The 13,201-nt window shown below is 46.2% G+C and carries 12 protein-coding genes; 9 read left to right on the top strand and 3 right to left on the bottom strand.

Features of this window, described 5'->3' with window-relative positions; all coding sequences use genetic code 11:
* Positions 1 to 42 precede the first annotated feature (42 nt).
* The 4 genes from tyrB (at position 43) to ACQ29O_RS02490 (ending at position 3,040) form a co-directional block, all read left to right on the top strand.
* Entirely contained in the window at positions 43 to 1,236 is a 1,194-nt protein-coding gene (gene tyrB / locus ACQ29O_RS02475) for an aromatic amino acid transaminase (protein WP_000486908.1), read from the top strand.
* Positions 1,237 to 1,422: 186 nt separating this feature from the next.
* Entirely contained in the window at positions 1,423 to 2,136 is a 714-nt protein-coding gene (aphA, locus tag ACQ29O_RS02480) for an acid phosphatase AphA (RefSeq protein WP_020937292.1), read from the top strand.
* 128 nt (positions 2,137 to 2,264) lie between these two features.
* Complete coding sequence (locus ACQ29O_RS02485) at positions 2,265 to 2,681, top strand: secondary thiamine-phosphate synthase enzyme YjbQ (protein WP_000270389.1); 417 nt, start codon at positions 2,265 to 2,267, stop codon at positions 2,679 to 2,681.
* A 2-nt stretch (positions 2,682 to 2,683) separates the two neighbouring features.
* Positions 2,684 to 3,040, top strand: a complete 357-nt coding sequence (locus ACQ29O_RS02490; protein WP_000155666.1) for an MmcQ/YjbR family DNA-binding protein — start codon at positions 2,684 to 2,686, stop codon at positions 3,038 to 3,040.
* Here the strand turns inward: ACQ29O_RS02490 and ACQ29O_RS02495 are convergent, their stop codons facing one another.
* From ACQ29O_RS02495 to uvrA, 3 genes are all read right to left on the bottom strand, one after another.
* Positions 3,041 to 3,379 carry a membrane protein gene (locus tag ACQ29O_RS02495; protein ID WP_000146599.1) on the bottom strand — a complete coding sequence of 113 codons (339 nt, stop codon included), beginning with the start codon at positions 3,377 to 3,379 and terminating at the stop codon, positions 3,041 to 3,043. It lies immediately after the preceding gene.
* Positions 3,366 to 3,821 (bottom strand): hypothetical protein, encoded by a 456-nt coding sequence (locus ACQ29O_RS02500; RefSeq protein ID WP_000432198.1) that lies wholly within the window; start codon positions 3,819 to 3,821, stop codon positions 3,366 to 3,368. Before ACQ29O_RS02500 ends, ACQ29O_RS02495 begins: the two co-directional genes overlap by 14 nt.
* Before the next feature lie 131 nt (positions 3,822 to 3,952).
* Positions 3,953 to 6,778: an excinuclease ABC subunit UvrA gene (gene uvrA, locus ACQ29O_RS02505; RefSeq protein ID WP_000357728.1), complete on the bottom strand. Its 2,826-nt coding sequence runs from the start codon at positions 6,776 to 6,778 to the stop codon at positions 3,953 to 3,955.
* Between the two features lie 247 nt (positions 6,779 to 7,025).
* Here uvrA and ssb1 point away from each other — a divergent pair, with 247 nt between their 5' ends.
* The 5 genes from ssb1 (at position 7,026) to siiD (ending at position 13,197) form a co-directional block, all read left to right on the top strand.
* Positions 7,026 to 7,556: a single-stranded DNA-binding protein SSB1 gene (ssb1, locus tag ACQ29O_RS02510; RefSeq protein ID WP_000168322.1), complete on the top strand. Its 531-nt coding sequence runs from the start codon at positions 7,026 to 7,028 to the stop codon at positions 7,554 to 7,556.
* Between the two features lie 1,040 nt (positions 7,557 to 8,596).
* Complete coding sequence (gene siiA, locus ACQ29O_RS02515) at positions 8,597 to 9,229, top strand: SPI-4 type I secretion system auxiliary protein SiiA (protein WP_000389238.1); 633 nt, start codon at positions 8,597 to 8,599, stop codon at positions 9,227 to 9,229.
* Entirely contained in the window at positions 9,226 to 10,614 is a 1,389-nt protein-coding gene (locus tag ACQ29O_RS02520; RefSeq protein ID WP_000875190.1) for a MotA/TolQ/ExbB proton channel family protein, read from the top strand. The genes siiA and ACQ29O_RS02520 overlap by 4 nt, the downstream gene beginning before the upstream one ends.
* On the top strand, positions 10,604 to 11,923 hold the full coding sequence (siiC, locus tag ACQ29O_RS02525; protein ID WP_001746915.1) for an SPI-4 type I secretion system protein SiiC: 1,320 nt from the start codon (positions 10,604 to 10,606) through the stop codon (positions 11,921 to 11,923). The genes ACQ29O_RS02520 and siiC overlap by 11 nt, the downstream gene beginning before the upstream one ends.
* A complete protein-coding gene (siiD, locus tag ACQ29O_RS02530; RefSeq protein ID WP_001081935.1) occupies positions 11,920 to 13,197 on the top strand; it encodes an SPI-4 type I secretion system protein SiiD in 1,278 nt (425 codons plus the stop codon). The genes siiC and siiD overlap by 4 nt, the downstream gene beginning before the upstream one ends.
* Positions 13,198 to 13,201: the final 4 nt, after the last annotated feature.

The following is a 13,201-nucleotide window of genomic DNA, read 5'->3' on the forward strand; positions in this document are numbered from 1 at the left end:
TTGTGTTATTTCCTGCCCTCTGTAAACCTGGAGAACCATCGCGTGTTTCAAAAAGTTGACGCCTATGCCGGCGATCCGATTCTTTCACTGATGGAGCGTTTTAAAGACGACTCCCGTCACGACAAAGTAAATCTGAGCATTGGCCTGTATTACAACGAAGACGGGATTATCCCACAGCTCAAAACGGTGGCCGAAGCCGAAGCCCGGCTTAACGCGCAGCCGCATGGCGCTTCGCTGTACCTGCCGATGGAAGGACTCAATACTTATCGCCATACTATCGCGCCTTTGCTCTTTGGCGCCGATCACCCGGTTCTTCAGCAACAGCGCGTGGCCACTATCCAGACATTAGGCGGCTCCGGCGCGCTGAAAGTAGGCGCGGATTTCCTGAAGCGTTATTTCCCCGACGCAGGCGTATGGGTGAGCGACCCCACCTGGGAAAACCATATTGCGATATTTGCCGGGGCAGGATTCGAAGTGAGTACTTACCCCTGGTATGACGACGCGACTAACGGCATCCGTTTTAACGATCTGCTGGCCACGCTGAATACGTTACCTGCGCGCAGTATCGTGCTGCTGCACCCCTGTTGTCACAACCCGACCGGGGCGGATTTAACGCCTTCGCAATGGGATGCGGTGATTGAAATAGTGAAAGCGCGCGATCTGATTCCGTTCCTTGATATTGCCTATCAGGGGTTTGGCGCAGGCATGGACGAGGATGCTTACGCTATTCGCGCCATTGCCAGCGCCGGGTTACCTGCGTTAGTCAGTAATTCTTTTTCGAAGATTTTCTCGCTGTACGGCGAGCGCGTCGGCGGCCTGTCCGTGGTGTGTGAAGATGCTGAAATCGCCGCGCGGGTTCTGGGACAGCTAAAAGCGACGGTGCGCCGAATTTACTCCAGTCCGCCGTGTTTCGGCGCTCAGGTGGTCGCTACGGTCCTGGGCGATGAGGCGTTAAAAGCGGGCTGGCTGGCGGAAGTCGACGCGATGCGTAACCGCATTATATCGATGCGCCAGACGCTGGTGAAGGAGCTGAAGGCGGAGATGCCTGACCGCAACTTTGATTACTTGTTACAGCAGCGCGGTATGTTCAGCTATACCGGGTTAAGCGCGGAGCAGGTCGAGCGGTTGCGCGATGAGTTTGGCGTTTACCTGATTGCCAGTGGCCGCATGTGTGTCGCCGGGCTTAATGCTTCAAATGTACACCGCGTGGCGAAGGCATTTGCCGCTGTCATGTAATATTCAGGCCGGACGGCGATAACAGTGCCCTCCGGCCTGACAATAGCTGTTGTGATCATCCTCTTTTTTCGTAACAAAACCGCAGATAATCCTTCCTTTTGACCGTTACTGGCGTTATGGTCAGATAGTTTTTTGAGCAAAGACTCATCTTAATAATTATAATATTTTGAATTTTAAGGGAAAACCATGAAAAAAATAACCCTGGCGCTGAGTGCCGTCTGTTTGTTGTTTACGCTAAACCATTCCGCGAATGCGTTAGTATCCTCCCCTTCGACACTCAATCCGGGCACTAATGTTGCAAAACTCGCGGAACAAGCGCCTGTCCATTGGGTCTCTGTCGCCCAGATTGAAAACAGCCTCACCGGACGCCCGCCGATGGCGGTCGGCTTTGATATTGACGACACCGTGTTATTTTCCAGCCCCGGATTCTGGCGCGGAAAGAAAACCTATTCCCCGGACAGCGACGATTATCTGAAAAATCCGGCCTTTTGGGAAAAAATGAACAACGGCTGGGATGAGTTCAGTATTCCAAAAGAAGTGGCCCGACAGCTCATTGATATGCATGTTCGCCGTGGCGACAGTATTTACTTTGTCACTGGTCGTAGTCAGACGAAAACGGAAACCGTGTCGAAAACGCTGGCGGATAACTTCCATATTCCGGCGGCGAATATGAATCCGGTGATTTTCGCCGGCGATAAACCGGAACAAAATACGAAAGTACAGTGGCTGCAGGAGAAGAACATGCGTATCTTCTACGGCGATTCGGATAACGATATTACCGCGGTTCGTGATTGTGGTATCCGCGGTATTCGCATCCTGCGCGCGGCTAACTCCACCTACAAACCGCTGCCGCAGGCAGGAGCGTTTGGCGAGGAAGTCATTGTCAACTCGGAGTACTAAAAATCAGGAGAGCGTCAGGCTCTCCTTTTTTGCATGATTTTTGCACAAACTTGCCCCGCTGGCTTTTACCTTTTCCAGACTTGCTGCACACTATTCAGGAGACGTTTGTTTTTAGGAAGGAGCAGCCTATGTGGTATCAGCGCACCATTACATTGAGCGAGAAGCCGCGCGGGTTTCATCTGATAACAGATGAAATTATCGATAAATTGTCTGGCTTACCGCCTGTCGAAACGGGTTTGCTGCATCTGTTGTTGCTACATACCTCGGCCTCGCTGACGCTAAACGAAAACTGCGATCTCACCGTGCGCGCTGATATGGAGCGCCATTTCCTGAAAACCGTTCCCGATAATGCGGCGTATGAACATGACTACGAAGGCGCGGATGACATGCCTTCGCATATTAAGTCGTCAGTATTGGGCGTCTCGTTGCTGCTGCCTGTACGCCAGGGGCGTTTACAGTTAGGAACATGGCAAGGTATCTGGTTGGGAGAGCACCGTATTCACGGCGGTCCACGTAAAATCATCGCGACACTACAAGGGGAATGATAATGACCATTTCGGAATTACTGCAATACTGCATGGCAAAACCTGGCGCAGAGCAGAGCGTCCACAGCGACTGGAAAGCGACGCAAATTAAAGTGGAAGATGTACTTTTCGCGATGGTAAAAGAAGTTGAAGGACGCCCGGCAGCCTCTCTCAAAACCAGCCCGGAACTGGCAGAGTTGTTACGTCAGCAGCACAGCGATGTACGACCGAGTCGGCACCTTAATAAAGCGCACTGGAGCACGGTCTATCTGGACGGCTCGCTGCCGGATTCACAACTCTATTATCTGGTCGATGCCTCTTATCAACAGGCGGTAAATGCGCTGTCGGAAGATAAACGCAAGCAGTTGCCGCAGTCCTGATTATAGCGCGCCGACCAACAACGCCAGGGCGATATCAATGAGGCGGATGACCGTAGACCGGATACGGCTGCCGAGGGCGATTTGCGCATTATTGGCGCGTAGCCTGGCGAGGTCCCGCTGTCCTTCCAGCAGAATAATCATATCGTCGTCGTCCAGCCAGCCGCGAGCATGTTCCTGAAGCGCGCGGGCGATAAACGCGGCGGACTCGCGGATAGCGTCGTCGCTGTCTTCTCTTGCCTGCTTATACGTCTGGATAAACTCGGCAATCGCCGAGGACGCTACAGGGTGTTCGGCCCGGGCGGTGGTCATCAGGTAATGTATTTCGTTAATAGACGCCATTTTCATCTCCTTGAGTGCAGTGGGCGCCCCAATGCAGACACTCACCCTGTATAGCTAATTTCCAGACCTGATTATTTTGCTGTTGGTATCTCTCTGCCTGGATGTGAGTAAGTGGTTGCTTACGTTGCATAACCCGCGTATAAAGACGCAAATAGTGATTTTTCAGCAGCGCCAGATTATCGAGTCGGTGTTTATCCCCACCTTGACGGGCGACCCGCTCAGCCTGAAAAAATGTCTGGCGGATATCGCGGTCATCCTTGAGCAGTGTCTCTTTTTGCCACGGTATTCGCGCCGCGTCCTGCAGGAAGCGGGTTGAGCGCGTTTGTAATAGCGTCAGTTGTTGAAAAGCCACGGCGCTAAAGCGGTCAGGCAGCGTACAGGCGGCTAAAAACAGGCACAGCAGTAGTGTGATTGCGTAGGGCAACTTCATGGTGTTTTCCATAACAGACCGTTTGCGCTATCACATGTCAGAGCGAGGCGGCACGCAAATCACAAATGCTCAACACGGATACAATGAGGTGGGATGAGGAAAAATGATGCCGCTTCCCGGCGAATCGGAAAGCGGCGTGAAGGTTATTTGAGCATAGGTTTAAGGAAGCGGGCGGTATGCGACGCCTCGCACTCCGCCACGGTTTCCGGCGTACCGGAGACGAGAATTTCGCCGCCGCCGCTGCCGCCTTCCGGGCCGAGGTCGACAATCCAGTCCGCCGTTTTAATGACGTCCAGGTTGTGTTCGATCACCACGATGGTGTTGCCCTGATCGCGCAACTGATGCAGAACGTCAAGCAACTGCTGAATATCGGCAAAGTGCAGGCCGGTGGTCGGCTCGTCGAGAATATACAGCGTCTGCCCGGTGCCGCGCTTCGACAGTTCGCGCGCCAGCTTCACGCGCTGGGCCTCGCCGCCGGAAAGCGTCGTCGCCGACTGACCAAGACGGATATAGGTCAGCCCCACGTCCATCAGCGTCTGCAGCTTACGCGCCAGCGCCGGAACCGCATCAAAGAACTCACGCGCTTCTTCAATGGTCATATCCAGCACTTCGTGGATGGTCTTGCCTTTGTACTTAATCTCCAGCGTTTCCCGGTTATAGCGCTTGCCTTTGCACTGGTCGCACGGCACGTAAATATCCGGCAGAAAGTGCATTTCGACTTTAATGACGCCATCGCCCTGGCACGCTTCGCAGCGACCGCCGCGCACGTTGAAGCTGAATCGCCCTGGCGTGTAGCCGCGCGAGCGAGACTCCGGCACGCCAGCAAAAAGCTCGCGAACCGGGGTAAAGACGCCCGTATAGGTCGCCGGGTTGGAACGCGGGGTGCGCCCGATTGGGCTCTGGTCGATATCGATCACTTTATCGAAATGTTCCAGCCCCTGAATATCCCGATACGGCGCCGGTTCGGCGATAGTCGCCCCGTTTAACTGACGCTGGGCGATGGGGAACAGCGTGTCGTTAATCAGCGTCGATTTACCGGAACCCGAGACGCCGGTGATACAGGTAAACAGCCCTACCGGTAGCGTAAGGGTCACATCTTTCAGGTTGTTGCCGCGCGCGCCGGTGAGTTTGAGCACTTTTTCTGGATTTGCCGGCACGCGTTGTTTCGGCACTTCAATTTTGCGTTTACCGCTCATGTACTGGCCGGTCAGCGATTCCGGTACCGCCATAATGGCTTCCAGCGGGCCTTCCGCCACCACCTCGCCGCCGTGAACGCCCGCGCCGGGGCCAATATCGATCACATGGTCGGCGGCGCGAATGGCGTCTTCATCATGTTCCACCACAATCACGGTATTGCCAAGATTGCGCAGATGAATCAGCGTACCCAGCAGCCGTTCGTTATCGCGCTGGTGCAGACCGATGGACGGCTCATCCAGCACATACATCACGCCGACTAACCCGGCGCCTATCTGGCTCGCCAGACGAATACGCTGGGCTTCGCCGCCGGAAAGCGTCTCTGCCGAGCGGGAGAGCGTGAGATAGTTCAGGCCGACGTTCACCAGAAACTTGAGGCGATCGCCGATCTCTTTTAGCACTTTTTCGGCGATTTTCGCTCGTTGCCCGGAAAGCTTGAGATTAGTGAAAAAATCCATCGCATGGCCAATGCTCATATCGGAAATAGCAGGCAGCGGCGTATTTTCCACAAATACATGGCGCGCTTCGCGATTCAGTCGCGTTCCTTCACAGCTGGCGCAGGGGCGATTACTGATGAACTTCGCCAGCTCTTCGCGCACCGCGCTGGATTCCGTCTCTTTATAACGGCGCTCCATATTATGCAGCACGCCTTCGAACGGATGGCGGCGCACGGAAGTATCGCCGCGATCGTTCATATATTTAAATTCAATGTTCTCTTTGCCGGAACCGTACAGCACGACTTTATGTACGTTGGCGCTGAGGCTTGCCCACGGCGCATCCACGTCGAACTTATAGTGTTCCGCCAGCGACTTGAGCATTTGAAAGTAATAAAAATTGCGACGATCCCAACCACTAATCGCGCCGCCTGCCAGCGACAGGTCGGGATTCTGGATCACGCGGTCCGGATCGAAATATTGCTGAACGCCGAGCCCGTCACAGGTCGGGCAGGCGCCTGCCGGGTTGTTGAACGAGAACAGACGCGGTTCCAGTTCGCGCATACTGTAGCCGCAAATCGGACAGGCAAAATTGGCGGAGAACAGAAGCTCCTCCGCTTTCTCATCGTCCATATCGGCAACAACCGCCGTGCCGCCGGATAATTCCAGCGCCGTTTCGAACGACTCCGCCAGGCGTTGGGAAAGATCGTTGCGAACTTTGAAGCGATCGATCACCACCTCAATGGTATGTTTCTTTTGTAGCTCCAGCTTCGGCGGATCGGAGAGATCGCAGACTTCGCCGTCAATACGGGCGCGAATGTAACCCTGGCTTGCCAGATTTTCCAGCGTTTTGGTGTGTTCGCCTTTACGCTCTTTAATAATCGGCGCGAGCAGCATCAGACGTTTGCCTTCCGGCTGTGACAGCACGTTATCGACCATCTGGCTAACGGTTTGCGCCGCCAGCGGCACGTCATGATCCGGACAACGCGGCTCGCCCACGCGGGCAAACAGCAGGCGCAGGTAGTCGTGGATCTCGGTAATAGTACCCACCGTAGAGCGCGGGTTGTGCGATGTCGATTTCTGTTCAATTGAGATCGCGGGCGATAGCCCCTCAATATGGTCGACATCCGGTTTTTCCATGAGCGACAAAAACTGCCGCGCGTAAGCGGAGAGCGATTCAACGTAACGACGCTGCCCTTCGGCATACAGAGTGTCGAAAGCCAGTGAGGATTTGCCTGAACCCGAAAGCCCGGTCACGACAATCAGTTTGTCGCGGGGGATGACGAGGTTAATATTTTTGAGATTATGGGTGCGGGCGCCCCGAACTTCGATCTTATCCATTCACCTTTCCCGGTAGAGACTCGGATGCCTGGTTTGTTTGAAGGACAAACGGCAGAAACGGCTAATTATGACACAATTTAACCTGTTTGAATATACAGTATTGGAATGCATCTTCAGCTAAAGTATGCAACAATATGAGGTTCGCGCGAGTGACCTGGAACCTGCATCGCAGCTATTAAAATGCTACGTGGAAATGGTACACTCACGCGTTTACACTATTTATGAAACGTATTCAGGAGACTCAATTATGGCCAGCAGAGGCGTAAACAAGGTGATTCTCGTTGGTAATCTGGGCCAGGACCCGGAAGTACGCTATATGCCGAGTGGCGGCGCTGTCGCCAACTTAACGCTGGCTACTTCTGAATCCTGGCGCGATAAGCAGACCGGCGAAATGAAAGAGCAGACTGAATGGCACCGGGTGGTGATGTTCGGCAAACTGGCGGAAGTGGCCGGCGAATATCTGCGTAAAGGTTCTCAGGTGTATATCGAAGGTCAATTGCGTACCCGCAAGTGGACCGATCAGAGTGGCCAGGAACGCTATACGACTGAAATTAACGTTCCGCAGATCGGCGGCGTGATGCAGATGCTGGGTGGTCGCCAGGGCGGCGGCGCGCCGGCAGGCGGTCAGCAGCAGGGGGGTTGGGGTCAGCCACAACAACCTCAGCAGCCGCAGGGCGGCAACCAGTTCAGCGGCGGCGCGCAGTCGCGTCCACAGCAATCCGCGCCAGCGCCGTCTAACGAACCGCCAATGGATTTTGACGACGACATTCCGTTCTGATTTTTGGTAAAAAAGTCAAAGCGTTATTTGCATTTTCGCTATAGCTCTCGTCTGCTGAAATGCCTGGTGTAAACCAGGCATTTTCTTACCTGGTATTATTGTCTTTGTATCCCTTTCAAAAAAGAGAAGCGCATATCTTACGGAAAAATGTCGCTTATCGCCTCTGGCCGACTCGCCTCGGCACATCATTATCCAGCCGAAGTTCATAAATGTACTGCAATAACCCGGATTGTCTTAAATATGAAAGAGAAAACTCATCTGCAAAATATATAATTTATAGCCATTTTTTGACAACAAAAAGATATTATAAAATAACGTTAGAGAATGGTCGGTATTATCAATGGTTAATTAAATGTTTGCTTTAGCTTGTGATGAGCTCAAATATGATATGTGCATCTTGCTTTATTTTTAATTGCTGAAGATAAAGTTGTTACTTATAGCTGGCTTTATATAAAAAATGGTTTTATTTGTGTGTGTTTTTACGCAATTCTGATTTTTTACTCCCCACTTATTATATTGTTAATGATTTAAGTTATATTGAAGTCCCTATGACCCTATGTTTTAATTGTGAAAATTAATTTTATCCTCTGGAGGCAAATTTATTAAATACGTATGGTTATAACGCGTATTAAAAAGAAATATGTCCTTAAAATGATTTAGAGTTTCAATGATTAGCTAACAAATCTATTTATCGGTGGGTGGTTTTAATTTGCTGATGACTATTTTTTATTTATGAGTTGAGAGCTTATGCGATACCTATTATTGGGGAAGATATAGTTAGTGCAATAATTGATGTCTACCTAATTAAAAAAATGAAGAGTGTTTTTAATTAAAGCACTCATCTTTGTTGTGGGCGCATAAAAATGGCGTCGTTGTTTTTATTTTTCTGATTACGAGATGTAGGAAAACTGAAATCTATAAAGCGTATTGGTAGCAGGAAGCCAAGGGCGGTAGCGTTCACTTTCTGAATAAGTTGAGCATCCTTTATCCTTTCTAATCCACAAAAACATTTTATTCACAATGTAATATCAGGAGACAACATGGAAGACGAAAGTAATCCGTGGCCTAGTTTTGTTGATACATTCTCTACGGTATTGTGTATTTTTATATTTCTTATGTTGGTGTTTGCACTTAATAATATGATTATTATGTATGACAACTCAATTAAAGTTTATAAAGCAAATATAGAGAATAAGACTAAATCTACTGCTCAAAATAGCGGAGCCAATGACAATTCAAATGATAATGAAATAGTTAATAAAGAAGTGAATACTCAAGATGTGTCGGACGGAATGACTACAATGTCAGGTAAGGAGGTTGGAGTATACGATATCGCCGATGGTCAGAAAATTGATATAACATCTACAAAAAATGAGCTTGTTATTACGTATCATGGCAGGCTGAGAAGCTTTTCTGAAGAGGATACTCATAAAATAGAGGCTTGGTTAGAAGACAAAATCAATAGTAATTTATTGATAGAAATGGTTATTCCTCAGGCAGACATCTCTTTCTCTGACTCTTTACGACTGGGATATGAACGGGGAATTATTTTAATGAAAGAGATTAAGAAGATATATCCTGATGTAGTTATTGACATGAGTGTTAACTCCGCAGCATCAAGTACAACGAGTAAAGCTATTATCACGACTATTAATAAAAAGGTGTCAGAGTGAAATATATAAATCATTACCGCTATTTGTTTGTCTGTTTTTTCCTTGCCATACTCCCTTTTTTCGCTTTATCTTTTCCCGGTATAAGAGAGTATGTTTTTGATAACTTTATGGTTTCTGCAATTTACAATGGGGTCATTATTGCCATTTATATTACAGGTTCTTTGTGTGCATTATTCACTATTCTTAAAAATATTTCAGCAAAAGACATATTAATAGCTCAGGACGCCAGTAGAAAAAATAGCATTCTTTCTAACCTCAATCAGGTTTTGTTTGCCGGGGAACCCAAACAGTGTGATTTCAATTTGCTGATGGAATTAGATGACAATGTGTCTACCGCCCGTAATCAACGATTGTCATTTATTATGAGCTGTAGCAATGTGTCGACGCTTGTTGGCCTGTTGGGGACGTTTGCGGGTCTGTCTATTACGATTGGTTCAATCGGGAACTTATTGAGCTCGCCATCAGATGTTGGCGGTGATAATGCAAGTAATACACTCAATATGATCGTGACAATGGTAGCGTCGCTTTCTGAACCATTGAAAGGGATGAATACCGCATTTGTATCTTCTATCTATGGTGTTGTTTGCGCCATACTCCTGACCTCACAAAGTGTTTTTGTTCGCAGCTCCTATTCCCTTGTTTCTACGGAAATCAAAAAATTAAAAATCATAAGCAACAGATCCAATAATAAACAACGAAGCCTGCGGGTTGAATCAGAGACGCTTGTAGAATTTAAAGAGTTGTTTAAAGCGTTTTTTGATAACTACCTGACAGTTGAAAACTTACGGACGCAGGATGAAGAAAAGAAACGAGTGATGCTATCAGATAGCTTTGTCACTTTGCAAAACCGACTATTGGATAACTCAGCAAAACTGGAACAACTTTCTACGCTGATTGATGGTTATCTGGTAAGCAATAACGAAAATACCAAAAAATTAGTTGACGGTGTAATAACAATTACCTCTCGTTTATCTGAAGGTAATACCCTGCTTGCTGATAATAATGCACGACTGGAGGCAATGAGTACAATACAAAATATTATAGATAAAAAGAATGATTCAATAATGACATCAGTTGATAAATGTTATCAGGAATCTCTTTCACATGGTAAGACCATAAACGATATTGCCGCTGGCAGTGCCGATATTTCTCATACTCTCGATGGGCTGAGAAAAGAAATGGATGAGGATATGAATAATGTTCATTTAGCGCTATCCGATCTATCGGCTACTGATAAAAAGATTATTGCCAATACTAAAGAGATTAGTGCTGAAATGGTTAGCTACCGTGATACCTATATGCCATTAATGGAAAAAATAACATCTATGCATCAGGAAATAGTAAAGCAACGTTTGTTAAACAAGGAGGAAAAAAATGAAGATTAAGATGTTTTTTCTGACGACTGCTTTTATTACACAAAGCACATACGCCAGCGAGCTTCCGGTCATTCCTCTAAGAGATTTAGTTAATGCCGCATTAATGCATCAGCCCTCTGTTGCTGTTTCATATTATGAGACTGAAAAGAAAAACAGTGACTTAGATCTTTCACGGGCAGCACTTTATCCTACCCTGGATCTAACATCTGGCCTTAATAATAACAGGAAAGAGTCATCAGGTACCGAGAGGAACGTTGAAAATAAGGTGTCTTTATCATACCGAATAACGGATTTTGGAGTGAGGGGGGCTAATATCAGGAAATCTGAATATGAAAGAGATAATAGTAAAACTGACTATGAAAAAACAAAGAATATAGTGTCTCAGGAGGTTGTGACAACCTATTACAACATCAGTAAATATCGTGAAATGATTGATGGCGTAAATCTGGAGAAAGAGTTTTATAAAAAGATGCTGGAAACTTTTTCGTTGCTGGTATCTTCCGGTGTAGCTATGCAATCTGATATGCGTAAAGTACAAGTATCTATCGATGCATTAAATACCAGAAGCATTATGTATCAGTCGATGTTGGATGATGAAATGTATAAAATGCAGAATATGACTGGTCTGAATTTATCGCCAGTTCAGATTCAAAGCGATGAAAAATTCAACCTCTTCAAAAAATATATCTTTGTCGAAAGCCCTGAAAAACTTATGGACATGGTGATGAAATACAACGATGACTATAAGATGCTTGTCAATACCCGAAAAGCCGCGACCGAAGATATTAATGCCGCAAAATCATCCTATTTTCCGACTGTAGATCTTGTTTCCAGCTATGTACAGAATAACCCGAGCGGTAGTGCCAAAAAAAGTGATTATGAAGATGAATTTAAAACGGGTATCAATGTCAGTTTCAACATTTTTAATGGGTTCAGAAATTCAGCCCAGGAAAGAAAAATGGTGGCAAGTTACTCGCAGGCTAAGCTGCAAATTGACGATTTTTTGATTAAAACGCGTTATAACATTGATTCACAACTTTCAAGATACGCCGCTGCAAAAGAGACTTACTCAGTGGCGGAACGTTCACATACAAACGCGTTACAGCTTACTGAATTATATGAGCAGGAGTTTCAGTTAGGGCAAAAAAGTTTGCTTGATTTAATTTCAAGCCGTAATGAAGCATTTCAGGCATATGTAAGCATGATCGACAGCAAATATAGCCTGTATATTTTAAAGCTACAGCAACTCTCATTGATTTTTCATTTAATGGATTATTTAAAAGGAAATACTGAAAGTGAGTTAAATGTAATGAAATGAATAGAAGACAAAGCGATCATCTCATGATGATAATTATTTCTTTGACGATCTTAATTATTATCCTTACCTACTTTATAGAAATTAATTCAGTGGTTCATGGTCAGGGCGTTATCACTACTAAAGATAATGCTCAGTTAATATCTCTTTCTAAAGGAGGGACGATACAAGATATTTATGTAGCCGAGGGTGATACTGTAAAAAAAGGAGAACTCCTTGCAAAGGTCGTTAACCTTGATCTGCAAAAAGAATATCAAAGGTATAGAACTCAAAAAGGGTATCTGGATAAAGATGTTAACGAAATATCTTTCATTCTTGATAAAGAAAATGAGAGTGGGTTGATTACCCTGGATGGCACCCGTTCTTTAAGCAATAAAGAGGTAAAAGCGAATATTGAATTAGTGCATAGTCAGATAAGAGCTAAAGAGTTAAAAAAAACCTCTCTTGATTCTGAGATTAGCGGATTACAAGAGAAGCTGAGTTCGAAAGAAAAAGAACTCGCATTGCTTGCCGAGGAAATAAATATTCTTTCCCCACTGGTAAAAAAAGGAATTAGCCCATATACCAATTTTCTTAACAAGAAACAGGCGTATATAAAAGTTAAGTCTGAAATTAATGATATTGAAAGTAGCATCACTTTAAAAAAAGATGATATTGAGTTGGTTGTTAATGATATTGAGGCGCTTAATAATGAATTGCGACTATCTTTATCTAAAATAATATCTAAAAATCTTCAGGAACTTGAGGTTGTTAACTCTACATTAAAAGTAATAGAGAAGCAGATAAATGAGGAGGATATCTATTCACCGGTTGACGGTGTAATTTATAAAATCAATAAAAGTGCCACTACTCATGGTGGTGTGATTCAGGCGGCGGACTTACTTTTTGAAATAAAACCAAAAGTAAGGACTATGCTGGCCGATGTGAAAATATTACCCAAATACCGTGACCAAATATATGTAGATGAAGCCGTTAAACTGGATGTGCAGTCAATTATCCAACCAAAGATAAAATCGTATAATGCGACTATCGATAATATTAGCCCTGATTCCTATGAGGAAAATACCGGAGGAACAATTCAGCGTTATTATAAAGTAATTATTGCATTCGATGTTAATGAAGATGATTTACGGTGGTTAAAACCAGGTATGACTGTTGACGCCAGTGTAATTACCGGAAAACACAGCATTATGGAATACCTGTTATCTCCCTTGATGAAAGGCGTGGACAAAGCCTTTTCAGAACCAGTTAATACTAAACGATTAGATACACCTTGAGAGT

It is taken from the genome of Salmonella sp. GDC200615 (assembly GCF_050574145.1).
GTDB classification, from domain to species: Bacteria; Pseudomonadota; Gammaproteobacteria; order Enterobacterales; family Enterobacteriaceae; genus Salmonella; species Salmonella enterica.